Annotated in this window: 21 protein-coding genes and 1 tRNA gene; 13 read left to right on the top strand and 9 right to left on the bottom strand. The window is 71.9% G+C overall.

The window, feature by feature from the left end; translation table 11 throughout:
* Position 1: 1 nt before the first annotated feature.
* Positions 2-694 (top strand): DUF599 domain-containing protein, encoded by a 693-nt coding sequence (locus OF850_RS16745; RefSeq protein WP_301591465.1) that lies wholly within the window; start codon positions 2-4, stop codon positions 692-694.
* Here OF850_RS16745 and OF850_RS16740 read toward each other — a convergent pair.
* Complete coding sequence (locus OF850_RS16740; RefSeq protein ID WP_301591464.1) at positions 666-1,142, bottom strand: Lrp/AsnC family transcriptional regulator; 477 nt, start codon at positions 1,140-1,142, stop codon at positions 666-668. The two genes, OF850_RS16745 and OF850_RS16740, sit on opposite strands and share 29 nt — an antisense overlap.
* An 89-nt stretch (positions 1,143-1,231) precedes the next feature.
* Between OF850_RS16740 and phhA the strand changes: the two genes are divergently transcribed.
* From phhA to OF850_RS16705, 7 genes are all read left to right on the top strand, one after another.
* Positions 1,232-2,059: a phenylalanine 4-monooxygenase gene (gene phhA, locus OF850_RS16735; protein WP_301591463.1), complete on the top strand. Its 828-nt coding sequence runs from the start codon at positions 1,232-1,234 to the stop codon at positions 2,057-2,059.
* 13 nt (positions 2,060-2,072) lie between these two features.
* The gene (hppD, locus tag OF850_RS16730) at positions 2,073-3,173 is read left to right on the top strand and encodes a 4-hydroxyphenylpyruvate dioxygenase (protein ID WP_301591462.1); all 1,101 of its coding nucleotides are present in this window, start codon (positions 2,073-2,075) and stop codon (positions 3,171-3,173) included.
* A gap of 132 nt (positions 3,174-3,305) precedes the next feature.
* Positions 3,306-4,286 (top strand): ABC transporter ATP-binding protein, encoded by a 981-nt coding sequence (locus OF850_RS16725; protein ID WP_301591461.1) that lies wholly within the window; start codon positions 3,306-3,308, stop codon positions 4,284-4,286.
* A complete protein-coding gene (locus tag OF850_RS16720) occupies positions 4,283-5,314 on the top strand; it encodes an ABC transporter ATP-binding protein (protein WP_301591460.1) in 1,032 nt (343 codons plus the stop codon). The genes OF850_RS16725 and OF850_RS16720 overlap by 4 nt, the downstream gene beginning before the upstream one ends.
* On the top strand, positions 5,311-6,834 hold the full coding sequence (locus tag OF850_RS16715) for an ABC transporter substrate-binding protein (RefSeq protein ID WP_301591459.1): 1,524 nt from the start codon (positions 5,311-5,313) through the stop codon (positions 6,832-6,834). The genes OF850_RS16720 and OF850_RS16715 overlap by 4 nt, the downstream gene beginning before the upstream one ends.
* Entirely contained in the window at positions 6,834-7,781 is a 948-nt protein-coding gene (locus OF850_RS16710) for an ABC transporter permease (RefSeq protein ID WP_301591458.1), read from the top strand. The genes OF850_RS16715 and OF850_RS16710 overlap by 1 nt, the downstream gene beginning before the upstream one ends.
* On the top strand, positions 7,778-8,644 hold the full coding sequence (locus OF850_RS16705; protein ID WP_301591457.1) for an ABC transporter permease: 867 nt from the start codon (positions 7,778-7,780) through the stop codon (positions 8,642-8,644). Before OF850_RS16710 ends, OF850_RS16705 begins: the two co-directional genes overlap by 4 nt.
* A gap of 32 nt (positions 8,645-8,676) precedes the next feature.
* Here OF850_RS16705 and OF850_RS16700 read toward each other — a convergent pair.
* Positions 8,677-8,753 (bottom strand) — tRNA-Pro (locus tag OF850_RS16700).
* A 34-nt stretch (positions 8,754-8,787) separates the two neighbouring features.
* The gene (locus OF850_RS16695) at positions 8,788-9,846 is read right to left on the bottom strand and encodes an alcohol dehydrogenase (protein WP_301591456.1); all 1,059 of its coding nucleotides are present in this window, start codon (positions 9,844-9,846) and stop codon (positions 8,788-8,790) included.
* A gap of 93 nt (positions 9,847-9,939) precedes the next feature.
* Here OF850_RS16695 and OF850_RS16690 point away from each other — a divergent pair, with 93 nt between their 5' ends.
* Entirely contained in the window at positions 9,940-12,177 is a 2,238-nt protein-coding gene (locus OF850_RS16690) for a fused MFS/spermidine synthase (RefSeq protein WP_301591455.1), read from the top strand.
* Positions 12,178-12,186: 9 nt separating this feature from the next.
* Here OF850_RS16690 and OF850_RS16685 read toward each other — a convergent pair whose 3' ends face one another.
* The 6 genes from OF850_RS16685 to OF850_RS16660 all read right to left on the bottom strand — a co-directional run bounded on the left by OF850_RS16685 (position 12,187) and on the right by OF850_RS16660 (position 17,275).
* The gene (locus tag OF850_RS16685) at positions 12,187-12,879 is read right to left on the bottom strand and encodes a CBS domain-containing protein (RefSeq protein ID WP_301591454.1); all 693 of its coding nucleotides are present in this window, start codon (positions 12,877-12,879) and stop codon (positions 12,187-12,189) included.
* A gap of 69 nt (positions 12,880-12,948) precedes the next feature.
* Positions 12,949-14,694 (bottom strand): ABC transporter ATP-binding protein, encoded by a 1,746-nt coding sequence (locus tag OF850_RS16680; RefSeq protein ID WP_301591453.1) that lies wholly within the window; start codon positions 14,692-14,694, stop codon positions 12,949-12,951.
* 16 nt (positions 14,695-14,710) lie between these two features.
* Positions 14,711-15,892 (bottom strand): CCA tRNA nucleotidyltransferase, encoded by a 1,182-nt coding sequence (locus OF850_RS16675; protein WP_301591452.1) that lies wholly within the window; start codon positions 15,890-15,892, stop codon positions 14,711-14,713.
* Positions 15,889-16,119 (bottom strand): hypothetical protein, encoded by a 231-nt coding sequence (locus tag OF850_RS16670; protein WP_301591451.1) that lies wholly within the window; start codon positions 16,117-16,119, stop codon positions 15,889-15,891. Before OF850_RS16670 ends, OF850_RS16675 begins: the two co-directional genes overlap by 4 nt.
* Entirely contained in the window at positions 16,110-16,730 is a 621-nt protein-coding gene (locus OF850_RS16665) for an NUDIX hydrolase (RefSeq protein ID WP_301591450.1), read from the bottom strand. The genes OF850_RS16670 and OF850_RS16665 overlap by 10 nt, the downstream gene beginning before the upstream one ends.
* A complete protein-coding gene (locus OF850_RS16660; protein ID WP_301591449.1) occupies positions 16,727-17,275 on the bottom strand; it encodes a DUF1285 domain-containing protein in 549 nt (182 codons plus the stop codon). Before OF850_RS16660 ends, OF850_RS16665 begins: the two co-directional genes overlap by 4 nt.
* Before the next feature lie 140 nt (positions 17,276-17,415).
* Here OF850_RS16660 and OF850_RS16655 point away from each other — a divergent pair, with 140 nt between their 5' ends.
* Genes OF850_RS16655 through OF850_RS16640 form a run of 4 tightly spaced genes read left to right on the top strand, consistent with a single transcriptional unit; the run spans position 17,416 to position 24,022 of the window.
* Positions 17,416-18,414: an AAA family ATPase gene (locus OF850_RS16655; protein WP_301591448.1), complete on the top strand. Its 999-nt coding sequence runs from the start codon at positions 17,416-17,418 to the stop codon at positions 18,412-18,414.
* Entirely contained in the window at positions 18,407-19,264 is an 858-nt protein-coding gene (locus OF850_RS16650; RefSeq protein ID WP_301591447.1) for a DUF58 domain-containing protein, read from the top strand. The genes OF850_RS16655 and OF850_RS16650 overlap by 8 nt, the downstream gene beginning before the upstream one ends.
* A 7-nt stretch (positions 19,265-19,271) precedes the next feature.
* Positions 19,272-21,938 (top strand): DUF4159 domain-containing protein, encoded by a 2,667-nt coding sequence (locus tag OF850_RS16645; RefSeq protein WP_301591446.1) that lies wholly within the window; start codon positions 19,272-19,274, stop codon positions 21,936-21,938.
* A complete protein-coding gene (locus OF850_RS16640) occupies positions 21,938-24,022 on the top strand; it encodes a hypothetical protein (RefSeq protein WP_301591445.1) in 2,085 nt (694 codons plus the stop codon). Before OF850_RS16645 ends, OF850_RS16640 begins: the two co-directional genes overlap by 1 nt.
* Position 24,023 lies beyond the last annotated feature (1 nt).

Here is a 24,023-nt window from a genome sequence, read left to right as displayed (position 1 = left end):
CATGTGGTGGGGGCTGCCGGCGCTGGACATCCTGGCGCTGGCCGTCTTCTCCCTGTGCTGGGCGGGCTATGCGGCCGTCGTGGACCGCGTGCCCGCCATCCGCGCCCGCTCCGTCATCACCGCGATGGACGAGTACCGGCGCCGATGGATGCTTGCGCTGCTCGAGCGCGACAACCGGATCATGGACACGCAGATCATCGGCAACCTGATGAACTCGACGTCCTTCCTGGCGAACACCTCCATCTTCATCCTGGGCGGCCTCGTCGCCCTGCTGGGCGCGCCGGACCTCGGTCACCGCGTGCTGTCCTCCCTCCCCTTCGCCGCGCCGCCGACCAACGACTGGGCGTGGGAGATGCGGATCGGGCTGCTCGTCCTCATCTTCATCCGCGCCTTCTTCGACCTCACCTGGGCCCTGCGGCAGTTCAACTACGCCTCCATCGTCGTGGGGGCGATCCCGCCCGGGCCGGGCCATTCCGGCCAGGCAGAGGCAGCCGCCAAGGTGCTGAATCGCGCCGCGCGCCACTTCAACACCGGGCTGCGCGCCTACTACTTCGGCCTCGCCGCCCTCGCCTGGATCGTGCATCCCGTCGCGCTGGTGCTCGCTTCCCTGCTGGTGCTGCGCGAGCTGCATCGGCGGGAGTTCCGCTCGGTGTCGCGCGAGGCGCTCACACAGGCACCTCCCCCGGCGGCTTGAGCGTCGCCAGCACGAAGGAGGAGCGCGTCTCCTTCACCCCGGGCATGCGCAGCAAGGCGCGGGTGGCGAACTCACCGAAAGACTCCATGTCGGGCGCCAACACGTGCAGCAGGTAGTCCATCTCGCCGCTCATCGTGTAGGCGGCCAGCACCTCGGGGCGCTGCGCCAGCGCGGCGTGGAAGCGCTCCACCACCTCCTCCGCGTGGCTGACCAGGGAAACCTGGATGAAGGCCTGCAAGGGTAGGCCCAGCCGCGCCGGGTCCAGCCGCGCGGCATAGCCCTGGATCACCCCCTCCTCCTCCAGCCGCCGCATGCGGCGCTGGCAGGGGGTCGGGGAAAGCCCGGCCTGCTCGGCCAGCGCCACGACAGGGATACGCCCGTCGCGCTGCAAGGCGCGCAGGAGGCGCCGGTCCGTGGCGTCCAGCGCAACTGGAGCGGATTTCGCCACGAAATGGTCCTCCCCGAGTGAAATCCGGCGCGATCCTGGCTTGTCATGGCCAAGATCGCCGAAAACCACCCGGGCCGCCAGGGTATTTCATGAAGATGAAGGCAATCGCCCCCGCCCCGAACCTGCGCGGCGACTATGCTTCCGCCGCGCCGGACTACACGCTGCCGCAGCTTCATGCCGCGATCCCGACGCGCGGCCACGCGACGTGGCGCGAACTCCATCGCCGGCAAATGGCGCTTTTCCCGCGCCACGCTGCCAGCGCCTACCGCGAGGGCGTGGCGCGGCTCGACTGCGCGCAGGGCATCCCCAACCTCGCCCGCGCATCGGACAAGCTGCGGGAAACGGGATGGACCCTGGTCGCCGTGCCAGGGTTGATTCCGGAGGACGCGTTCTTCGCTCATCTGTCGGCGCGGCGCTTTCCGGTCACGAACTGGATCCGACGACCGGAGGAGATGGACTACCTGGAAGAGCCGGACATCTTCCATGACTTCCTGGGCCACGTGCCGCTGCTGACCAACCGGCACTTCGCCGATTTCCTGCAGGGCTACGGAGCGGTCGGGGAATTCGCGCAGCGCCATGGCGCCGTCCGCATGCTGGCGCGCCTCTACTGGCACATGGTGGAATTCGGGCTGATCGAGGAAGGGGGCGAGGTGCGCGCCTATGGGGCAGGCATCCTGTCCTCGGCCAAGGAGACGGTGCACGCCACCTCCGCCGCCGTGCCGCGCCTGCGCTTCGCGCCGGACCGCGTGCTGCGGACGGAATACCGCATCGACGACCTCCAGCCTCTCTACTTCGTCATCGAGGATTACGGCGAGTTGTTCGACCTGCTCGACACCCTGCCCGAGGCACTGCTGCGCGCCCGCGACGCCGAACCCATCCCAGCCGGCGCCATCCTGCCCGGCGACACACGCCTCTAGGAGCGACACGACCATGGACATCCCTCCCGACAGGACCGACGTGGCGGGCCGCGTCTGCGACCCCAATCCGATGGGCACGGACGGATTCGAATTCGTCGAGTTCACCGGCCCCGACCAGGCGCAACTGCGCGACGTCTTCTCGCGCATGGGCTTCCTCCAGGTGGCGCGGCACCGCTCCAAGGACGTGTCGCTCTGGCGCCAGGGGCAGGTGAACTTCATCCTGAACGCCGAGCCGGCGAGCTTCGCCCAGGCCTTCGCCCGGGTGCACGGCCCTTCGGCCTGCGCCATGGCGTTCCGCGTCGCCGACGCGGCCGCGGCCTTCGAGCGCGCGGTGAGCCTCGGCGCCCGCCCCTTCCACGGAAGGGTCGGCCCGATGGAGCTGAACATCCCGGCCATTGAGGGGATCGGCGGCAGCCTGATCTATTTCGTGGACCGGTTCGGGCCGCAGGGCTCAATTTACGACGTGGATTTCCGCTTCGAGGACGGGGCGGAAAGGCACCCCAAGGGCAACGGGCTGACGGTGATCGACCACCTGACGCACAACGTCCATCGCGGCCGCATGGACGCCTGGTCCGGTTTCTATGAGCGCCTCTTCAACTTCCGCGAGATCCGCTACTTCGACATCGAGGGGAAGCTGACCGGGCTGAAATCCAAGGCGATGACCAGCCCCTGCGGCCAGATCCGCATCCCCATCAACGAGTCGAGCGACGACAAGAGCCAGATCGAGGAATACCTGCGCGCCTACAACGGCGAGGGCATCCAGCACATCGCCATGGGGACGGAGGACATCTACGCCTCGGTCGAGGGGCTGCGGGCGCAGGCGGTGCGCTTCCTCGACACGCCCGACACATATTACGAGCTGCTGCCTCAGCGCCTGCCGGACACGGGCGAGGATCTGGAGCGGATGGCGCGCAACCGGATCCTGATGGACGGCTCCCCCTCCGGCGGACGCCTCCTGCAGATCTTCACCGAAACCGTCCTAGGACCGATCTTCTTCGAACTCATCCAGCGCAAGGGCGACCAGGGCTTCGGCGAAGGCAATTTCCGCGCCCTGTTCGAAAGCATCGAACTGGACCAGGTGCGGCGCGGAGTCCTGAAGCCGACGGCGGGGTAACGGGCATCCGGTACGGCTGCCGCCCTCCGCGGCGGCAGCCTGCCCGGGCATGCGGCATTGCCCTGCTGCGGGTGCGAAGCAGCCTTGCGCTGGCCTCTTGCGCCGGCGCGGCACAGCGGTCATTCCCGGTTCATGTCCGCAACCCCCTGGGCGCTTGAGGTCGAGGACCTCTCCATTACCTTCCGCACCGATCGCGGCACGCTGCGCGCGGTCGAGGGCGTGTCCTTCCGCGTCGCGCCCGGTCGCACCCTGGCGATCGTCGGGGAAAGCGGCTGCGGGAAGTCCGTCACCTCCCTCGCGGTGATGGGGCTGCTGGCGCCCAATGCCCGCGTCGGCGGGACGGTGCGCCTCGCCGGGCAGCCCCTGGACGACGCGGGACGGCGCGCGGCGCGCGGCCGCGACATGGCGATGATCTTCCAGGAGCCGATGACCAGCCTGAACCCGGCCTTCACCGCCGGAGACCAGGTGGCGGAGGCCATCCGCGCGCATGAGGGCGTCAGCCTCCGCGCCGCGACGGAGCGCGCCATCGCCCTGTTCGAGCGCGTCCGCATCCCCGAGGCGGCGCGCCGCGCCCGGCAATACCCGCACCAGCTTTCCGGCGGCATGCGCCAGCGCGTGATGATCGCCATGGCGCTGGCCTGCCGCCCAAAGCTCCTGATCGCGGACGAGCCGACCACCGCGCTGGACGTGACGGTGCAGGCGCAGATCCTCGCCCTGCTGGACGAGCTGAAGCGCGAGACGGGCACGGCTGTCGTGCTCATCACCCACGACCTGGGCGTGGTGCGCGACCACGCGGAGGAGGTGCTGGTGATGTATGCCGGCCGCATGGCCGAGCAGGCCCCCGCCGCCCGCCTCTTCGACCGGCCGGAGCACCCCTACACGATCGGCCTGTTGGGCGCCGCGCCGCGGCTGGACGAGAAGCGCGGCCGCCTCGCCTCCATTCCCGGCACCGTGCCGGACCTGTACCGCCCGCCGCCCGGCTGTCGCTTCGCCCCACGTTGCCCGTTCAGCATCGCTGCCTGCGACGCCGGCCAGCCGGAGTTCCGCCCCCTGGAGGAGGCGCATCGCGCCGCCTGCATCCGCGCGCCCCTCGAAGCGGCGCTGGCGGCATGACCGCGTTGCTGGAAGCGAAGGGGCTGGTCCGCCACTTCCCGATCCGCGACGCGCTGGGCCGCGCCAAGGGCGCGGTGCGCGCGGTGGATGGCGTGTCCCTCTTCGTGTATCGCGGCGAGGTCCTGGCCGTGGTGGGCGAAAGCGGCTGCGGCAAGTCCACGCTCGGCCGCTTGCTGCTGCGGCTGATCGAGCCCGATTCCGGCACGCTGCATTTCGAGGGCGAGGATCTGCGCGCCCTTTCCGCTTCGGCGCTGCGGAAGCGCCGCCGCCGGATGCAGCTGATCTTCCAGGACCCGTTCGGCAGCCTGGACCCGCGCATGACGGTGGAGGCGGCGATCGCCGAGCCGCTGAAGCTGCACGGGCTGCACAAGGGGCGCGAGCGGGAGCGCGTGGCCGAGCTCCTGTCCCGCGTCGGGCTGCGGCCGGAGCTGGCGCGGCGCTGGCCGCACGAGTTCAGCGGCGGGCAGCGCCAGCGCATCGCCATCGCCCGGGCGCTCGCCTCGGAGCCGGAGCTGATCATCGGCGACGAGCCGGTTTCCGCGCTCGATGTCTCGGTGCAGGCGCAGGTGGTGAACCTGCTGGCCGGGCTGATCAAGGAGCTGGGGCTCACCTTCATCCTAATCTCCCACGATCTCGGCGTGGTGCGTCAGGTCGCCGACCGCGTGGCCGTCATGTATCTCGGCAAGATCGTGGAGGAGGGCGCCGCCGAGGCCCTGTTCCGCAACCCGCGCCACCCCTACACCCGCGCGCTCCTCGCCGCCGTGCCGGGCCAGGGGCAGAAGCCGGCGATGCTGGAGGGCGACATCCCCTCGCCCGTCGCGCCGCCCTCCGGATGCCGCTTCCACACGCGCTGCCCCTTCGCGCAGCCCTATTGCCGCGAGGTGGAGCCGGAGCTGGACGGCCTCACCCACCGCGCCGCCTGCCACTTCCAGGACTCGCTTCCCCCTGCCCCGCCCTTGCGCGAGGCGGAGCCGGATGCGCGACTGCGCCACCTGCAATCCTTCTTCGACCGGGAGACGACGCCATGACATTCCGCCGTGTTCTTCTCACCGCCTGTGCGGCGCTCGGCCTCGGCGCCGCCGCGCACGACGCCCAGGCACAGGGGCAGAACCTCCGCATCGGGCTGCGCGAGGACCCGGACATCCTCGACCCGACCCTGGCGCGCACCTTTGTCGGGCGCATCGTCTTCGCGAGCCTTTGCGACAAGCTGTTCGACATCAACGACAAGCTGGAGATCGTGCCGCAACTCGCCACCGGGCACCGGTGGGAGGATCCACGCACGCTCGTCATCACGCTGCGCGACAACGTGCGCTTCCACGACGGCGAGCCGATGGACGCCGAGGCGGTGCGCTACTCGCTCGACCGCCACCTAACCATGCAGGGTTCCTTCCGCCGCGGCGAGATCGGCATCATGGAAGCGGTGGAGGTGGTGAACCCGCGCACCGTCCGCATCCGGCTGCGCCAGCCTTCCGCCGCCTTTCTGTCCCAGCTGACCGACCGCGCCGGCATGATCGTCTCGCCCAAGGCGGCCGAGGCGGCGGGGCGCAACTTCGGCAACCGCCCGGTCTGCGCCGGGCCATACCGCTTCGCCGAGCGCATCGCCCAGGACCGCATCGTGCTGGAGCGCTTCCCCGAATACTGGAACGCCGCGGCCATCCACATCCCGCGCGTCACCTTCCAGCCCATCCCGGACAGCACGGTTCGCCTCGCCAACCTTCAGTCGGGCGCGCTGGAGATCGTGCAGACCATCGACCCGGACGACGTGGCGGCGGTGCGCCGCAACTCCCGCCTGCGCGTCGCGGTGAGCGACGAGCTGGGCTACCAGAGCATCACCTTCAACATCGGCAACGGCGCCCGAGCCCAGACGCCGCTCGGCCAGGATGCGCGGGTCCGCGCCGCCTTTGAGCTGTCGCTGGACCGCAACGCGCTGAACCAGGTGGTCTTCGAGGGGATGTACACCCCCACCGCCCAGCCGGTCCCCCCCGCGAATCCCTTCCACGTCCGCGCCTTCCAGCCCGAGCCCCGCAACCTGGAGCGAGCCCGCGCCCTGTTGCGCGAGGCGGGCGTGCAGACCCCCGTCCGGGTCGAGCTGACCGTGCCCAACAACCCCGACCTCCGTCAGGTGGGCGAGGTGGTGCAGGCCATGGCGCGCGAGGCCGGGTTCGACGTCCGCATCAACGCCATGGAATTCGCCAGCAGCCTCCAGGCCGCGACGCGCGGCGAGTTCGAGGCCTACCTGCTTGCCTGGTCGGGCCGGGTGGACCCGGACGGCAACACCTGGACCTTCATCCATTCCCGCGGGCCGCAGAATGACGGCCGCTACTCCAACCCCGAGGTGGACCGGCTGCTGGATGAGGCGCGGGTGGAGCAGGATGCGGAGAAGCGCCGCGCCCTGTACGGCCGCATCTGGGAAATCGCGATCCGGCAGGACCGCAGCCGCATCTACCTGTGGCACCGCAAGAACATCGTCGCCCACACGGCGCGGCTGCAGGGCTTCAGCGTGAGCCCCGACGGGCTGATCCGTCCGCAGGGGCTTCGCCTGCAGTAATGGCCGCCTTCCTCCTCCGCCGGCTGGGGCAGGTCATCCCCACGCTGCTGATCCTGTCGGTGCTGGTCTTCGCCCTGCAGCAACTGATGCCGGGCGACCCCGCGCTGATCCTGGCCGGTGAGGAGCGCGGCGACCCGGAAGTGCTGGCGCAGATCCGGAGCGAACTCCTGCTCGACCGCCCGTTGGTCGAGCAGTACCTCCACTGGCTTTGGCGCGTGCTGCACGGGGATTTCGGCTTCTCGTGGCGCATCCGCCTGCCGGTGGCGGAACTCATCCTGTCCAAGCTGCCTGTCACCTTCCAGCTCGCCTCCATGAGCTTCGTCATCGGCGTGGCGCTGGGCGTGCCGCTCGGCGTGCTGTCGGCCGTTTGGAAGGACCGCCCGGCCGATTGGCTGATCAACGGGGTGGCGCTGTTCGGGATCTCCATGCCGAATTTCTGGCTTGGCATCATGATGATCCTGCTGTTCAGCGTGCAGCTTGGTTGGCTGCCCCCCTCCGGCTACGTGCCGCTCTGGGAGGACCCGGTGCAGTCGCTGGCCACCACCATCATGCCGGCTTTCGTGCTCGGCACGGGCGTCGCCTCCATCCTGATGCGCCACACCCGCGCCGCCATGCTGTCCGCCCTGGCGCAGGACTACGTCCGCACCGCCCGCGCCAAGGGCTTGGCCGAACGCCGCGTCGTGTTCCGCCACGCGCTGCGCAACGCGCTGATTCCGGTGGTGACGCTCGGCACAGTGGAGTTCGGCAAGCTGCTGGCCGGCGCTGTCCTGACCGAGCAGATCTTCACCATCCCCGGCTTCGGCAAGCTGGTGGTGGATGCGGTGTTCAACCGCGACTACCCGGTGGTGCAGGGCGTCGTCCTGGCCACGGCGCTGATCTTCGTCACCCTCTCGCTCATCGCGGACCTCCTCTACATGGCGATCAACCCGCGGATGCGGCAGACATGAGCGCGTCGCTGGCCGAGGCCGGGGAAAGCCCCGGCCGCCGGGCGCTGCGCCGCTTCCTGCGGCACCGCCTGGCGATGTTCGGGCTCGTCGTCGTCTCGCTCTTCGTCCTGGCGGCGCTGCTGGCGCCCTGGATTGCCCCTTACGACCCGCTGGAAACCTCCTGGTCGCGGCTGCGGCAGGCGCCCTCCTGGGCGCACCCCTTCGGCACGGACGAGAACGGACGCGACGTGCTGTCGCGCGTGCTGTTCGGCGCCCGCGCCTCGCTCATGGCCGGGGTGGTGGCAGTGTTGGGGGCGGTGGTGATCGGCGTGCCGGTCGGGCTGGTCGCCGGGCTGGCGAAGGGATGGGTGGACGCCGTCATCTCGCGCATCTCGGACGCGATGCTGTCCATCCCCTTCCTGATCCTCGCTATCGCGCTCGCCGCCTTCCTCGGCCCGGCGCTGGAGAACGCGATGATCGCCATCGCCATCTCCATCTCGCCGGTCTTTGTCAGGCTCGCGCGCGGCATGGCGCTGGAGGCGACGGGGACGGACTGGGCGGAGGCGGCGCGCGCCCTGGGCAACCCGCCCTGGCGCATCGCGGTGCTGCACGTCCTGCCGAACATCCTGCCGCCGCTGCTGGTGCAGGGCACGCTTGCCATCGCGGAGGCGATCATCGCCGAGGCGTCGCTGAGCTTCCTTGGCCTGGGCCAGCAGCCGCCCGCGCCGTCCTGGGGGTCCATGCTGAACTCGGCGCAGCGCTTCATCGAGGCGGCGCCGTGGCTCGCCATCTTCCCGGGCCTGGCGATCTTCGTGGTGGTGCTCGCCTTCAACCTGCTCGGCGATGGGCTGCGCGACGCGCTGGACCCGCGCGGGTCGCGCTGAAACAGGAAGCCAGGATGGAAGGGGGGGGTGGATGGTCGGAGCGGCGGGATTCGAACCCACGACCCCCAGTCCCCCAGACTGATGCGCTACCAGGCTGCGCTACGCTCCGACTGCCGGGGCTGTAGCACCGCTTTTCCCGCCGCTCAACCCGCCGAAAGGATGATCCGCCCCGTCACCTTCCCATCCCGGAGCCGGTTCAGGGCGGAGTTGGCGGCCTCGAAGGGCTCCTTCGTGATGGGGATGGGCGGCACCTGCCCCTTCTGCGCCATGGAGACCAACGCCCGCAATTCCTTCAGCGAGCCCACGTAGGAGCCCTGGATGGTAATGGCGCGGATCGGCATCAGCGGCAGCGGCACCCGCATCTCGCCCCCGAACAGCCCGACCTGCACCAGCTTGCCGCCCTTGCCCAGCGCATCGAAGGCGGCCATCGCGGTCTGCGTGCCGTTGACGAGGTCGATCACCCCCATCACCGGCCCACCGCACGCCTCGACGATCCGCTTCGCCGTGTCTTCGCCGCCCAGCACGGTGGCGGAGGCGCCCTGCGCCTTCGCGGCCTCCAGCTTGGAGGCGTCCACGTCCACGGCGCAGATGGCGCGGTGGCCCATCGCCTTCAGGATGGCGACGCATTGCAGGCCCAGCCCGCCCGCACCCACCACCACGATCGCCTCGTCCGGTGGCATGGGCATCAGCTTGCCGATCGCCGAGTACACCGTGACGCCGGAGCAGGCGTAGGTTGCGGCCAGGGCCGGGTCCAGCCCGTCGATCGGGATCAGGTGCTTCCAGTGCGTCGCCAGCACATGCGTCGCGTAGCCGCCATTCTGGTAGACGCCGAGGGCGCGCGGGCGGACCGCGCACATGTTCTCCTCATCCGCCTTGCAGCGGGCGCACTCGCCGCAGCCGACCCAGGGGAAGACGAGACGGATCTCGCCCTTCTTGACCTTGCCCTCGGCCCCCGGCCCCCACTTCGCCACGCGGCCGACGATCTCATGGCCCATGGCGAGCGGCAGCTTCACCCCGCGGTCGGTCATGCGCAGCTTGCCGCGCACACCCAGGTCGTACTCGCCTTCCCAGATGTGCAGGTCGCTGTGGCACACCCCGGCATGGGTGACCTCCAGCAGCACCTCGTCGCCCTGCGGCTCCGGGGTGGGAAGCTCCATTTCCTCGAGCGGCTTCCCGCATTCGACGACAGCCCAGGCCTTCATGGATTCCTCCGTGTTTTCCCGGATGGGAAACCAGCCCTCACCGGGGGTCAAGCCGCCTTGCCGAGGCCGCGATTCCATCGCAGGGAAGGTAGCATGACCCGGCTCATGATCGCCTTCTTCCTTTCCGGATTCGGCGCCCTGCTGTGCCAGATCATCTGGCAGCGCATGCTGGGTGTCTTCGCCGGGAGCGACACGGTTTCGGCCGCCCTGGTGGTGGGCGCCTTCCTTGCGGGGCTGGGGCTCGGCTCCATCCTCGGGGCGAAATGGGCGGACCGGCTTTCCCCGCGCGCCGCCCTGGCAGGCTTCGCCCTCTGCGAGGCGGGGGTCGCGGTCTGCGCCCTGCTTTCCAAGTTCTTCCTGTACGACTTCATCGCGATGGGCCTGTCGGAGAGCGTGACCAGCGTCCCGGCCATCTTCGCCCTGTGCTTCGCGGGCCTCGTCGTCCCGACCACGCTCATGGGCGCCTCCCTGCCCTTTCTCGCGCGCGCGGTGGCCACCAGCCTGGAGACGGTGGCGGAACGGATCGGCACGCTCTACGGGCTGAACACGCTGGGGGCGGGGCTGGGCGCGCTGCTCGGCGGTTGGTTCATCGTCGGCAATCTCGGCTATGTCGGCGCGCTCGGCCTCGCGGCTGGGCTGGATCTCGTGGCGGCGGGATTGGCCTTGACGCTGCTGGGCGCGACGCCGCGCACCGCGCCGGCCGCGGAGAAGGTGGCGGACGCGAAGGGCGGCGAGCCCTTCGGCAACCTGCCGCTCTGGTGCCTGCTGGTCTTCCTGTCCGGCTACGTGATCGTGGCGCTGGAGATCGTCTGGGTGCGGGTGCTGGGCCAGTTCGGCCAGTACCACGCCTATCTCTTCCCGACCGTGCTCGGCATCTTCCTGCTCGCCGACGGGCTCGGCATGGCGCTGGCCGCGCGCATGGTGCGCCGCATGAAGGACCCGCGCCCGGCCTTCTTCCTGACGCAGGGCGGCGGCTTCGCCCTGGGCGCGCTGCTGCTGGGCGCGCTGTGGTGGGCCATCGGCGAAAACCCGCTGCGCGACTGGATGGGGGTGGATTTCGACCGCTTCGGCCCGCGCGAGATCGCGGTCTCCACCTTCATCATCGTGCTGGTGGTCGCGCCGCCCTCCTTCATCATCGGCATGACCTTTCCCTTCGTGCAGCGCGCTGTGCAGCAGGACCTGGCGAGCGTGGGGGCGCGCGTCGGATGGGTCCAGCTGGCGAACATCCTGGGCAACGCCGCGGGCTCCATCCTCACGGGCCTCGTCACCTTCCACTACTTCGGCACGGCGGGGACGCTGCGGCTGCTGGCGGCGCTGTCACTGCTCCTGCTGCTGTTCTGGCTGTTCCAGGCGCGAGCGGCGCGGCGGCCGATCCTCGCCCTCGCCGGCGCGACGGCCCTGATCCTCTTCGCCGTTCCGGGCAATGCCGCCTTCTGGACGCGCATGCACGGCATCACCGCCCCGACCCTGACCGCCTGGGGCGAGGACCGCTCGGGCGTGGTGCTCTACCGCGAGCGCGCGACCCTGCCGGGGCGCGAAGACGGGCGCTTCTTCATCATGGGACACGGTCAGGGCTTCGTGCCCTTTCTCGACACCCACATCCTGCTCGGCATGCTGGGGCCGCTGCTGCATCCGGAGCCGAAGCGCATCCTCGCCATCGGCGTCGGCTCGGGCGGGACGCCCTACGGCGCGACGGTCAGCCGCCGGACGGAGGAGATCCGCGCGATCGAGCTGGTGCGCCCCGTGCTGGACGCGCTGGAGGACATCGCGGAGGAGCGGCCGGACGGCGCGGTGGCGTCCATGCTGGCCGACAGGCGCGTCACCCTGGAATATGGAGACGGACGGCGGGCGCTGACGCGCGTCGACGGCCTTTACGACGTGATCGAGGCGGATGCGATCCGCCCGCAATCCAGCCATTCCGGCCTGCTCTATTCAGCCGAGTTCCTCCAGCAGGTGCGCGCGCGCCTCGCCCCCGGCGGGCTCTACGTGCAGTGGGCGCCCACCTGGCGCGTCATCGACACCTTTGCCGCCTCCTTTCCCCACGCGATCCTGCTCACGCCGGTCCAGGTGATGATCGGCAGCGACCGCCCCATTCCCTTCGGCCATGCCGCGCTGCTGGAATTGCTGCGCAGTCCGGAAGTCCTCGCCCATGCGCGCCGTGGCAATCCCCGCTCCGACGACCTGTCCAGGCTCGTGGACGGGCCGGTGACGGTGTGGAACGAAGGGACGCCCCGCGCCGAGCCGCCGCTGACGGACATGTTCCCGCGCGACGAGTTCTTCCTGAATCACACCCACCTGGATTCCTGGCGCCCGCGCGACGCCCCGCGGTGACCCGCCGGGCTAGGGCGTCCCGCGCAGCATGAAGGGCGGGGGCGGGGCAAGGTCCACCGACACGTGGCGCACGCCCGGCACGCCTTCCGCCAGCACGCGCAGCGCCCGCGCCACCTCGGGATTGCGGGCGAAGCCGGAGAGCGTCACCGCCCCTTCGCGCACCGAGGCATGGAGGAAGTGGCGGTCCGCCCAGGGCTGCTCGCGCAGGCGGCGCGCCAGTTCGCGCCGGATCTCAGCATCGTCCGCCTGCGTCGCTTCGGGGCTTTCCGCGAGCAGGGCGCGCAGCAGGTCGGCGCGGGACACGACGCCGAGCAGCATTCCCTCCTCCGTCACAGGCACGCGCCGGATGCCCCGCTGTTCCATCAGCGTGGCAATGGCGGGAAGCGGCGCCCCGGGCGTGACCGTCTCCACCTCGCGCGTCATCACATCCGCCACGGTGCGGCCATGGGCGCGGCTGAACTGCGCGGCAAGCGTGCCGGCATCGCCGAACAGCCCAGCTAGCAGCCCCGGCTTCTCGTCGCGCGGCGCGGCGATGCGGCGCAGCAGGTCGCCCTCGGTCACGATGCCGAGGAGGCAGCCCTTCTCATCCGTCACCGGCACGCCGGAAATACCCCGCTCCGACAGCAGGGAAGCGAGGCTCGCCACCGGCATCTCGGGCCGCACCGTCACCAGGGAGCGGGTCATCACGTCGCGGGCGATCATGCGTGTCCTCCTGTGCTGCTCCCGGGAGGATAGCGCATCGCGGCAGCCCGGCCTTTGCGGCCGATCAAGTCAGGCGTCGGCGAAGGCCTGGGAGCGGACCAGCCGGGCATAGAGCCCGTCCTGCGCCATGAGTTCGGCGTGGTTGCCCTGCTCGGTCGCCGTGCCGTCCTCCATCACGACGATGCGGTCCGCGTCCTTCACGGTGGCGAGGCGATGCGCGATCACCAGCGTCGTCCGACCGGCGCGCAGCCGCGCCAGGGCCGCCTGGATTGCCGCCTCGTTCTCCGTGTCGAGGGCGCTGGTCGCCTCGTCCAGAAGGAGGATGCGCGGGTCGCGCAGCAGCGCGCGGGCGAGGGAGACGCGCTGGCGCTGTCCGCCCGAGAGCGCGCCGCCTCCCGGGCCCAGCATCGTGTCGTAGCCCTGCGGCAGCGCGGCAATGAACTCGTGCGCACGGGCGGCGCGGGCCGCTGCCTCCACCTCGTCGCGGCTGGCGCCGGGGCGGCCGCAGGCGATGTTGGCGAAGGCAGTGTCGTCGAAGATCACCGCATCCTGCCCGACATAGGCGATGGCGTCGCGCAGGCTGGCGAGGGTGACGTCGCGCAGATCCGCCCCATCCATCGTGATGCGGCCCGAGCCAGGGTCCGCGAGGCGCGGCAGCAGCGCCAGGGCGGTGGATTTCCCGGCGCCGGAGGGACCGACCAGCGCCACGGTCTGACCAGGCGCGGCCACGAAGGACAGGTCGCGCAGCGCGGCGCCCTCCCGGCCCGGATAATGGAAGCCCACGCCCTCGAACGCGACGCGGCCTGGGCCGGGCGGGAGCGGCTCGGCGTCCGGCGCGTCGGTGACGCGGCGCGGCGTGTCCATCACGCCGAAGACGCGCTGGAGTCCCGCCAGCCCCTCCTGCAGGGACGCGTTGAGCGAACCCAGCGCGCGGGCGGGGCGCGAGGCGATGAGGGCGGCGGCGACGAAGCCCGTGAACTCGCCGATCGTTCCCTGCCCGCTCGCCACGCGCCAGCCGACGAAGGCGAGCACCACGGCGACGGTCAGCCCGCCCAGCGCTTCCAGGATCGGGTCCACCCGCGCGCGGGTCAGGGCGATGCGGTAGAGGCTGGCGCGCAGGTCGGCGAAGGCGCGGCGGGCGCGGCCCTCCTCCGCCTCCTCCAGCCGGTAGGTGCGGACGACGCGCGCGGCGGCGAAGCTTTCGTTGAGCAGCGCGTTGGTCTCGGCCATGCGGTCCTGCATGCCGGAGGAGGCGCGGCGGATGCGCTTGCCGATGGACAGGATGGGCCAGAGCGCGACCGGGTAGAGCAGCGCCGCCAGCAGAGCCAACTGCCAGTCGAGCCACAGCATGGAGGCGACGAGGCCGATGATGGTGAGCGCGTCCCCCAACCCGTTCACCGAGCGTGCCATGGCGTCGCGGATCGCCACCGCGTCGGTGGTGAAGCGGCTGGCGTGGCGCGCGGGGGCGTGGGCCGCGACCTGTGCGTAATCCGCGCGAGTCAGCGCGCGAAACAGCGCGTTCTGCAGGTGCTCCACCGTCCGCAGAACTGCCCCCTGGATCGCGGCCTGCTGCCCGAACATGAACAGGCCGCGCGCCGCCGTCACGCCGATGATGACCGGCGGCAGCAGCCAGACCACGAGCGGGTCGCCGCGGCCGAACAGGTCGAAGGCCTGCTGGATCACGATGGGATACAGCGCCGTGGTCCCGGCGAGCAGAACGGTGAACAGCACGGCGAGGGCCATGCGCCCGCGCTGCGGCGACCCGTGCTCGCGCCAGAAGCGCCGGACTAGGGAAAGGCTGGAAAGGTCGGCCATGCTGCGGCCGTGCCTATCAGGCGGGGGGCGATCCGGCCAGTTGGCGCAGATGGGCAAGGCATTCCTCGCGCCCCGCCGCCGCGCCGCCCTCGATCCACCATTCCCGCGTGGCGGCGAGGAGGCGGCCCATCTCCGGTCCCGGCTTGATGCCGGCGGCCAGGGCGTCGCGGCCCAGCAAGGGGAAATCCGGACCCGGGCCGAGGTCGAACAGCGCCTCCAGCCCCGCTCCCGGCTCGGAGGCGGCGGCGATGCGCGCCACCTCGCCGGGTGTGGCGTGGGGGCCGCGCGTCCGGACACGGGCGCCGAAGCGGCGCAGGCTGGCGGGGTCGCGCCCGGCGGGCACCGCATCCGTGCCGTGGAGGGCGCGCAGCCGCGCCAGTTCCTCGCCAGAAAGGCGCAGCCGGGCGGAAAGGGATTGGAGGTCCGTCCCCACCGGCAGCAGCGCCGCGATGCGCAGCAGCGGGTCGCGGGAGCTGAGGACAGAAGCGAGACGCTCGGGCAGCCCCGCCTCGGGCAGGATGGCCTGCAGAACGCCCGTTTCCCCCATCAGCAGCAAGGAATCGCGCGGGTCGGGCGCTTGCAGGAGGCGCTTGATCTCGGCCCAGACACGCTCCGCGGAAAGCCGGGCGAGGCCGGGCACCGCCTCGGTGATGGCAGCGATCGCCTCGGCATCCGGCGCGCCACGGCCGTAGCGGGCCTGGAAGCGGAAGAAGCGCAGGGCGCGCAGGTAGTCCTCGCGGATGCGCGCGGCGGCGTTCCCGACGAAGCGCACGATCCCGGCGGCGAGGTCCGCCTCGCCGCCATAATAGTCGTGCAACGTGCCCCCGGCGTCGAGCGACATGGCGTTGATGGTGAAGTCGCGCCGCGCCGCGTCCTCCTGCCAATCGGCGGTCCAGGCCACCTCGGCGTGGCGGCCATCGGTGGAGACGTCGCGGCGCAGCGACGTCACCTCCACGGGCGGACCGTGCAGCAGGGCGGTGACGGTGCCGTGGGCGACGCCCGTCTCGATCACCTTGAAGCCGGATTGCTCCAGGCGGCGCGCGATCTCCTCCGGCGGGAACGGGGCGGCCATGTCCACGTCGTGCAGGGGCAGGCCCGCCAGGGCGTCGCGCACGCAGCCCCCCACGGCGCGCGCGCCGGGCAGCGCAGCGAAGATACCCTGCGGCGCAGGCGCCAGCAGCGCCTCCGGCAGCGTCACCGCCGGATCGTCCCGTCCTCGATGCGGGCGGGGACGTAGCGCTCGTTGCGGTCCAGCGCGCGTTCCTGGCCCAGCCAGAAGGCGACGGCGATGGCGGCGACGAGGCCGATGGTCGTGAGGGCGAGCACGGCGGCGGAAGGGGAAAGCGCCCGTCCGCCCATCCTCAGCCAGAGAGCGTAAAGGGCGAAGGGGGAGATGAAGAGAAGGAGTTGGAGGATCACGCCCATGCGGCGTTTCGCTGCCGGTCGTCGCCGCGCAAGGCGCGAGCGAGGTTCACCAGGATGGCGGCGGTGGCGCCCCAGACATGGTGCTCGCCATGCGGCCAGACCCAGTACTCGCGCCGCCGCCCCTTCCACATCGCGGAATCGCGCCGTGGTGCCGCGGGGTCGAGCAGGATGGAGATCGGAAGCTCGAAGGCCGCCGCCACCTCGCCCGGATCGGTGGTCAGGGAGACCGGCGGCTCCACGCTCGCCACGATGGGGGTGATGACATAGCCCGTGCCGGTGAGGTGACGCGGCAGGCGGCCGATGACGACGGGCAGGCGCGGGTCGAGGCCGACTTCCTCCGCCGCCTCGCGCAGCGCGGCCTGCTCTGGCGTCTCGCCCGGCTCCATGCGGCCGCCGGGAAAGCTCACCTGCCCGGCATGGGTGGAAAGATGGGCCGCGCGACGGGTGAGCAGGATGCCCGGCACGCCCTCGTGAAGGATGATCGGCACCAGCACGGCGGCGGGCTTGATGCCTGTCTCGGAAAGCCCCTCTGCGTCGTCGGAGAAACTTTGCGGCAGGCCGTCGAACAGGTCCGGCCGCGCCAGGGTGGATCGAAGCTCGGCGGCGGTCACTCGGCGGCGGAGTCCAGCGCGGCGACCTCGTCGATCGGAAAGAAGACGCCGTCGCTCCACACGCCCAGCACCTCGCGCCCGTTCACCCTTTCGGGATTCGCCAGGGCCACCATCTCGTAGAAGACGGCGCGGGTGATCCGCGCCTCGAGTCCGGGGCGGATGGTCACGTAGGGCCGCGGCTCGCGGGTCTGGGGATCGAGATGGATGCGGATCGGGTGCTCGGCGCCCGCGGTGACGACCTCGTCGCAATTGGTGCGGAAGCTGAGGCACTGACACTGGCGCCCGTCATGCCCTTCGCAGTCGCGCCACACCATCTCCACCGCGATGAAGGGCGCGTCCTCCACCTCGATGACGCCGCGTTCGACGGGCGTCTCCAGGATGAAGGAGCCATCGTCCCCGCGCTGCAGCACGGAGGCAAAGAGGCAGACCAGTTCCTTCCGGTTGATCGGACTGCCCTTGTAGTGCCACGTCCCGTCGCGGGCGATCCGCATGTCCAGCCGACCGCAATCGTGCTTGGGGCGTTTGGCCCATGCGGGGGCGGGCATGTGCGCCTGATGGGCATTGGGCGCTTTGTTCCGGCGTTCCGTCAGCATAGGCTTCCCTGGCAGTCCGCCACGAGGGCGCGTTTTGGGGCGGAAGGGCAACATCTCCCCTCCTGCCGCGTCAATATGGGAGACGGTTCCGGATGAATGAAGTGCCCTCCGCGGATTCCCTGATCGGAGAGGTGGAATCGCTGGGCGAGCGCCTCGCCCGCGCCCGCGCCGCCGTGGGCCGCGTCATCTTCGGGCAGGAGACGGTGGTGGAGCGCACCTTCATCACCTTGCTCTCCGGCGGGCACCTGCTCTTGGTCGGCGTGCCGGGCCTCGGCAAGACCAAGCTGGTCGAGACGTTGGGAACGGTGATGGGGCTGGATGCGCGCCGCGTGCAGTTCACCCCCGACCTGATGCCGGCCGACATCCTCGGCTCCGAAGTGCTGGAGGAAGGGCAGGACGGACGGCGCGCCTTCCGCTTCATCGAGGGGCCGGTCTTCACCCAGCTTCTCATGGCCGACGAGATCAACCGCGCCTCGCCTCGCACCCAGTCGGCGCTGCTGCAATCCATGCAGGAGCGCAAGGTGGCGGTGGGCGGGCGCATCCTTCCCCTGCCCGAGCCCTTCCACGTCCTCGCCACCCAGAACCCCATCGAGCAGGAAGGCACCTACCCCCTGCCCGAGGCGCAGCTGGATCGCTTCCTGCTGGAAGTGGAGATGGACTATCCGGACGAGGCGGCGGAGCGCGAGATGCTGCTCGCCACCACCGGCGCCGCCGAGGCGCGGGCGGAACCCGCGATGACGGCGCGCGAGCTCATGGCCGCGCAGGCGCTGATTCGCCGCATCCCCGTCGGGGAGGGGGTGGTGGACGCCATCCTGCGCCTCGTGCGCGGGGCGCGACCGGGGGTGGAGGGCGCGCTGGCCGAGGCACAGGCCCACCTCGCCTGGGGGCCAGGGCCGCGCGCCGCCCAGGCGCTGATGCTGGCCTGCCGCGCCCGCGCCGTGCTCGACGGGCGCCTGGCCCCGTCGGTGGAGGACGTGCTGGAACTGGCGGAGCCCGTCCTGCGGCACCGCATGGCGCTGAGCTTCGCCGCCCGCGCCGACGGGGTGCGGCTGGCGGAGGTGATCGCCGCGCTCAAGGCCTCCGTTGGCTGAGGGACTTGCCCCGCGGGCGGAGGAGGCCGCTGCGCGCCTCCCGCCCCTGGTGGTGGAGGCGGAGCGCGTGGCCGCCACGCTGATGCAGGGCGCGCATGGCCGCCGCCGGGCCGGGATGGGCGACGCATTCTGGCAGTTCCGGCCCTACGTGACGGGCGATGCCGCCGCCCGGGTGGATTGGCGGCAAAGCGCCAAGGGCGATCGCCTTTTCGTGCGCGAGACGGAGTGGGAGGCAGCCCAGACCGTGGTGCTGTGGCGCGACCGCACCGCTTCCATGGACTGGCGTTCCGGCCGCTCCCTTCCCACCAAGGCAGAGCGGGCCGACCTCCTGCTCCTCGCCCTTGCCGCCCTGCTGCTGCGCGGCGGGGAACGGGTGCGGCTGGCGCCCGGCCCCGTGCGCTCCTTTGCCGGGCGTGGCGCCCTCCCGGCCCTGGCTGCGGCCCTGGCCCGCACGGGGGCGGAAGGCCCACCGGACGACGCCGCCATTCCTCGCCACGCGCGCATCGTCCTGTTCGGTGATTTCCTTCAGCCCCTGCCGGAGGCGCAGGAATTGCTGCACCGCTTCGCCGCCCGTCCCCTGCGCGGCCAGATGCTCCAGGTGCTGGACCCCGCCGAGGAAGCCCTGCCCTATGGGGGAAGGGTCCGCTTCGAGGGTCTGGAGGGCGAGGCGCCGACCCTGGTGCCGCGCGTCGAGGATGTCCGCGGCCTGTATGCCGAGCGATTGGCCGGGCATCGCGCCGCCCTTTCCGCCCTGGCCCGCACCGCCGGATGGGGCTTCGCCACCCACCGCACCGACCAGCCGCCCCAGCTTGCCCTTCTCGGACTGTGGCAGGCGCTGTCCCCGGCATGATCCGCCCATGATCTCCTTCGCCGCGCCCACGCTGCTTTTTGCCCTCGCCGCCCTACCGGCGCTGTGGTGGCTGCTGCGCGTCACCCCGCCCATGCCGCGACAGCAGGATTTCCCCGCCGCCATCCTGCTGCGCGACCTGCCGACGCGAGAGGAGACGCCGGCCCGCACCCCCTGGTGGATCCTGCTGCTCCGCCTCCTGGCCGCCGCGCTGGTGATCCTGGGCCTGGCGCGGCCGGTGCTGGGGCCACAGGCCGGGGGCTCCGGCCAGGGCCTCCTTCTGCTGGTGGTGGACGATGGCTGGGCCAGCGGGCCGGATTGGCCGCTGCGCGCCGCGCTCATGCAAGCCGAACTGGACCGTGCCGCGCGCGAGGAGCGCCCAGCCGCCCTGCTCGCCACCGCACCCGGCGAGGGCGGGACGGCACCGCGCGTCCTCGGCCCCATGCCCGCCGCCGACCTCATGCCGCGCGTCGCCGCTTTGCGCCCTCGCTCCTGGCTGCCCGACCGCGCCGCCGCCCTTGCGGCGCTGGAAGCCTGGGAGCGCGGCGGGCATGGCCGCTTCGAGACGATCTTCCTTTCGGACGGGATGGCCCATGGCGACGGCGCGGCGGAGGCGCTGATGGCCCGGCTCGCCCCCCTCACCGTCGCGCGCAACGAGGAGCGGCCCGTGCGTCTCCTTCTGCCACCCCGCGCCGAGGGGGACCGCATGGTGGCGGCGTTGCACCAATCGCCGGCCCCCATCGCCTCCGAGGCGCAGCTGGTCGCGCGCGGCCAGGACGGGCGCGCCCTGGCCCAGGCGCGCATCGCCTTGCCGGCCGGCGCCACCTCCGGCGAAACGGCGCTCGACCTGCCGGCTGAGATCCGCAACCAGATCTTCCGCCTCGACGTCGCCGAGGAGGCGGGGGCCGGCGCCACCGTGCTGCTGGACGAGCGCTTCCGCCGCCGCCCCGTGGGCCTGCTGCCCGGCGCCGAAGGCGGTGCCGACGCCCCGCTGATCGGCGAGTTGTTCTACTTGGAGCGCGCCCTGCTGCCCTTCGCCGAGTTGCGGCGCGGCGAGGCGGAACGTCTGCTTTCCCGCCCGCTTTCCGTGCTGATCCTCGCCGACCGTCCCTTGGAGGGACCTGAGCTCGCCGCCGTGACCCGCTTCGTCGAGGAAGGCGGCACGCTGGTCCGCTTCGCCGGGCCGCGCCTCGCAGAGGAGACCGATGCCCTGCTCCCCGTGCGGCTGCGGGCGGAGCGGCAGCTGGGCGGCTCCTTGTCCTGGGAACAGCCGCAGCGCCTCGCCCCCTTCCCTGAGACCTCGCCCTTCGCGGGCCTGCCCATCCCGGCCGAGGTTTCGGTGACGCGGCAGGTACTGGCCGAGCCCTCCGCCGACCTTGCCCCACGCATCTGGGCCCGGCTGGCGGATGGCACGCCGCTGGTGACCGGGCAGGCGCGCGGGCGCGGGCGCGTCGTGCTGTTCCATGTCACCGCCAATGCGGAATGGTCCGACCTGCCACTCTCGGGCCTCTTCGTGCAGATGCTGCGGCGCCTCGTCGCGCTTTCGGGCGGCGTCGCGGGCAACGAGGCGGAAGGGACGCTGGCGCCGGTGGAGGCGCTGGACGGGTTCGGGCGCCTCGTCCCGCCGCCACCCGGCGCACAGCCCATCCCGGCCCAGGGCGAGACGGCGATCACCGCCCGCACCCCGCCGGGCTGGTATGGTGCGCCGGGGGCGGAAGGCTTCCGCCGCGCGCTGAACCTGGGAGGCGCGGTGCCGCTGCCCGCGCCGCATGCCGCGCCGCCGCCCGGCGCCGCCACCCGCGCCATCGCCGGCCTGCCGCCGGAGCGCGACCTCGGGCCCTGGCTGCTCGCCGCCGCGCTGGTGCTGCTGGCGCTGGATCTGCTGCTGTCCCTGCGGCTGCGCGGGTTGTTGGCTCTGCGCGCGGCGGGGGTCGCCCTGGCCTTGCTGGCCGCTTCACCGGCCTGGGCGCAGGATGGCGAGCACGCGCTGGTGACGCGCCTCGCCTTTGTCGCCACGGGTGACGCCTCGGCGGACGAGACGGCGCGCGCCGGGCTCTCGGGGCTGTCGGAGTTCGTGAACCGCCGCACCTCCGCATCGCTCGCCGAGCCGGTGGGCGTGGTGCCGGGGCGGGACGAGCTGTCCTTTTTCCCGCTGCTGCTCTTCGTGGTGCGGCCGGACGCCCAGACGCTGGACGCGGCGGCGCAGGGCGCGCTCAACACCTTCATGCGCGATGGCGGCATCATCCTGTTCGACACGCGCGACGAAGGCTCGGGCGAGGGCTATTCGCCCGGGGCCCGCGCCGCCCTGCGCCGCGTCACCCAGGGCCTGACCATCCCGCCGCTGATGCCGGTGCCGGAAGACCACGTGCTGCGCCGCGCCTTCTACCTGCTGCCCGAACTGCCCGGCCGCTTCGCGGGCGGCACGGTCTGGGTCTCGCGCGAGCAGGACCGGGCGAATGACAGCGTCAGCCCCGTGGTGATCGGCGGGCATGACTGGGCCTCCGCCTGGGCCAGCGACGCGCGCGGCAACGCGCTGCATGCCGCCATTCCCGGCGGGGCGCGGCAGCGCGTCCTGGCGCTGCGCTTCGGCGCCAACCTCGTGACCTATGCGCTGACCGGCAACTACAAGGGCGACCAGGTGCACGTCCCGGCCATCCTGGAGAGGCTTGGCAACTGATGGACCGCACGAGCTTCGCCCTCGACTTCGCACCCATCCTGCCGCTCTGGCTGCTGGGCGCCCTCGCCCTGCTGTGCCTCCTGGCGCTGGCGCCGGCGGTGATGCACCGGGCGCGCGGGGCGTGGTGGCGCGCCCTGGCCTTTGCGCTGATCCTCGGCGCGTTGGTCGGGCCGCGCCTCGTGGAGGAAACGCGCGAGACTCGGCCCGACATCGCCCTGGTGCTGGTGGACCGCACGGACAGCACCGTTTCCGCGACCGGCCATGCCGCCGCCATCGAGACGGCGCGCCGAGGGCTGGAAGCGCGGCTCGGCCGGCTGCGCGACCTGGAGCTTCGCGTGGCCGAGGTGCCGGAAGGCGGCAACCAGGGCACCCGCGCCTTCGCGGCGATGGAACGCGCCCTGGCCGAGATCCCTGCCGCGCGCCTCGCCGGGGTGTTCCTGCTTTCCGACGGGCAGGTGCACGACGCGCCGCCGCACTGGGCACCGGGCGGCGAGGTGCCGCTGCACCTGCTGCTGCCCGGCCGCCCCGCCCAGGTGGACCGCCGCATCCGGCTGGTGGAGGCGCCGAGCTTCGGCATCGTCGGCCGCACCGTGGAGATGCGCCTCCTCGTGGAGGATCTGGGCCTGGCCCGCTCCGAAGGCGCGGCGCGCCTCACCATCCGGCGGGACGGCGCCGCCCCGGTGACGGAAAGCGTGCCGGTGGGGCGCGAGCACGTCATCGCCCTGCCCGTGGAACGCGCTGGCCCTTCCGTGATCGAGGTGGTGGCGGAAACCCGCCCCGGCGAGGTGAGCGAGGCCAACAACCGCGTCGTGCTGAACCTGAATGGCGTGCGCGACCGTCTGCGCGTGCTGCTGGTGAGCGGCGAGCCCCATGCCGGGGAGAGGACCTGGCGGCGCCTGTTGAAATCCGACCCCGGCGTGGACCTCGTTCACTTCACCATCCTGCGCCCGCCGGAGAAGGACGACCTGACGCCGCTGAACGAGCTGGCGCTGATCGCCTTCCCGGTGCGCGAACTGTTCCAGGTGAAGCTGCGCGATTTCGACCTCATCGTCTTCGACCGCTTCGCTAATCGCGGCATCCTGCCGCCAACCTACCTGCGCAACATCGCCGATTACGTGCGCCAGGGCGGCGCGCTGCTGCTTTCGGTCGGGCCGGAATATGCGGGGGCGGTGAGCCTCGCCAACACGCCGCTCGGCGCCGTGCTGCCCGCCCGGCCGCTTTCGCCGCAGCAGGCGATTCTGGAGCGCGCCTACCGCCCGCGCGTGACGCCGCAGGGCGCTCGCCATCCGGTGACGGAGGGCCTGCCCGGCGCCAACACTGAGGGGCGCGACGCGAGCTGGGGCCGCTGGTACCGCACCATCCGCACCGAGCCGCGCGCCGGGACGGCGGTGATGGAGGGGGCGGAGGGTGCGCCGCTGCTCGTCCTCGATCGCGTGGGCCAGGGGCGCGTCGCGCTGATGCTCAGCGACCACATCTGGCTGTGGTCGCGCCAGCACGATGGCGGCGGTCCGCAGGCCGAGCTCCTGCGCCGCGTCGCCCACTGGCTGATGCGCGAGCCGGAGCTGGAAGAGGAGGACCTGTCGGCGCGGATCGAGGAAGGCCGCCTCCGCGCCACGCGGCGCAGCCTCGACGCATCGCCGCCGCCCGAAGCGGCGGTGACGGCTCCCGATGGCGCCACCTCCCGCCACGCGTTCCGGATGGAGGGAGGCCGCGCCGTGCTCGACATCCCGGCGGAGGCGCAGGGGCTTTGGCAGGTGAGCGACGGGCGCCGCAGCGCCTATGCCGCCGCGGTGCCCGCCAACCCGCCCGAGTTCGACGATCTGCGCGCCGATGCCGGAAGGCTGGAGGTGCTGGTGTCGGCCAGCGGCGGCGCAGCCCGCCATGTCGGCGACGGCTCCCTCCTGCCCGAGATCCGGCGCGTCGGGGCGGGACGGGATGCGCAAGGCGCCAACTGGGTCGGGCTGCGCCAGCGCGGGGACCACACGGTGACCGGCATCGCCGCCGTCCCGCTCCTGCCGCCCTGGCTCGCGCTTCTGCTGCTGGGCGGCGTCGCCCTGGTCGCCTGGCGGCGGGAGGCGCGGTGAG

The organism is Sabulicella glaciei, from assembly GCF_026183895.1.
GTDB lineage: Bacteria > Pseudomonadota > Alphaproteobacteria > Acetobacterales > Acetobacteraceae > Roseococcus > Roseococcus glaciei.
This window is presented reverse-complemented; position numbering and strand designations above follow the sequence as displayed.

What these genes read in the sequence shown, in the direction of transcription:
- OF850_RS16645 (WP_301591446.1), top strand. Translation starts at nt 19,272, where the DNA reads ATGATCTCCTTCGCCGCGCCCACGCTGCTTTTTGCCCTCGCCGCCCTA.
- OF850_RS16725 (WP_301591461.1), top strand. Translation starts at nt 3,306, where the DNA reads ATGTCCGCAACCCCCTGGGCGCTTGAGGTCGAGGACCTCTCCATTACC.
- OF850_RS16695 (WP_301591456.1), bottom strand. Translation starts at nt 9,846, where the DNA reads ATGAAGGCCTGGGCTGTCGTCGAATGCGGGAAGCCGCTCGAGGAAATG.
- OF850_RS16655 (WP_301591448.1), top strand. Translation starts at nt 17,416, where the DNA reads ATGAATGAAGTGCCCTCCGCGGATTCCCTGATCGGAGAGGTGGAATCG.
- OF850_RS16680 (WP_301591453.1), bottom strand. Translation starts at nt 14,694, where the DNA reads ATGGCCGACCTTTCCAGCCTTTCCCTAGTCCGGCGCTTCTGGCGCGAG.
- OF850_RS16685 (WP_301591454.1), bottom strand. Translation starts at nt 12,879, where the DNA reads ATGATCGCCCGCGACGTGATGACCCGCTCCCTGGTGACGGTGCGGCCC.
- phhA (WP_301591463.1), top strand. Translation starts at nt 1,232, where the DNA reads ATGAAGATGAAGGCAATCGCCCCCGCCCCGAACCTGCGCGGCGACTAT.
- OF850_RS16670 (WP_301591451.1), bottom strand. Translation starts at nt 16,119, where the DNA reads ATGGGCGTGATCCTCCAACTCCTTCTCTTCATCTCCCCCTTCGCCCTT.
- hppD (WP_301591462.1), top strand. Translation starts at nt 2,073, where the DNA reads ATGGACATCCCTCCCGACAGGACCGACGTGGCGGGCCGCGTCTGCGAC.
- OF850_RS16640 (WP_301591445.1), top strand. Translation starts at nt 21,938, where the DNA reads ATGGACCGCACGAGCTTCGCCCTCGACTTCGCACCCATCCTGCCGCTC.
- OF850_RS16705 (WP_301591457.1), top strand. Translation starts at nt 7,778, where the DNA reads ATGAGCGCGTCGCTGGCCGAGGCCGGGGAAAGCCCCGGCCGCCGGGCG.
- OF850_RS16710 (WP_301591458.1), top strand. Translation starts at nt 6,834, where the DNA reads ATGGCCGCCTTCCTCCTCCGCCGGCTGGGGCAGGTCATCCCCACGCTG.
- OF850_RS16745 (WP_301591465.1), top strand. Translation starts at nt 2, where the DNA reads ATGTGGTGGGGGCTGCCGGCGCTGGACATCCTGGCGCTGGCCGTCTTC.
- OF850_RS16690 (WP_301591455.1), top strand. Translation starts at nt 9,940, where the DNA reads ATGACCCGGCTCATGATCGCCTTCTTCCTTTCCGGATTCGGCGCCCTG.
- OF850_RS16720 (WP_301591460.1), top strand. Translation starts at nt 4,283, where the DNA reads ATGACCGCGTTGCTGGAAGCGAAGGGGCTGGTCCGCCACTTCCCGATC.
- OF850_RS16715 (WP_301591459.1), top strand. Translation starts at nt 5,311, where the DNA reads ATGACATTCCGCCGTGTTCTTCTCACCGCCTGTGCGGCGCTCGGCCTC.
- OF850_RS16660 (WP_301591449.1), bottom strand. Translation starts at nt 17,275, where the DNA reads ATGCCCGCCCCCGCATGGGCCAAACGCCCCAAGCACGATTGCGGTCGG.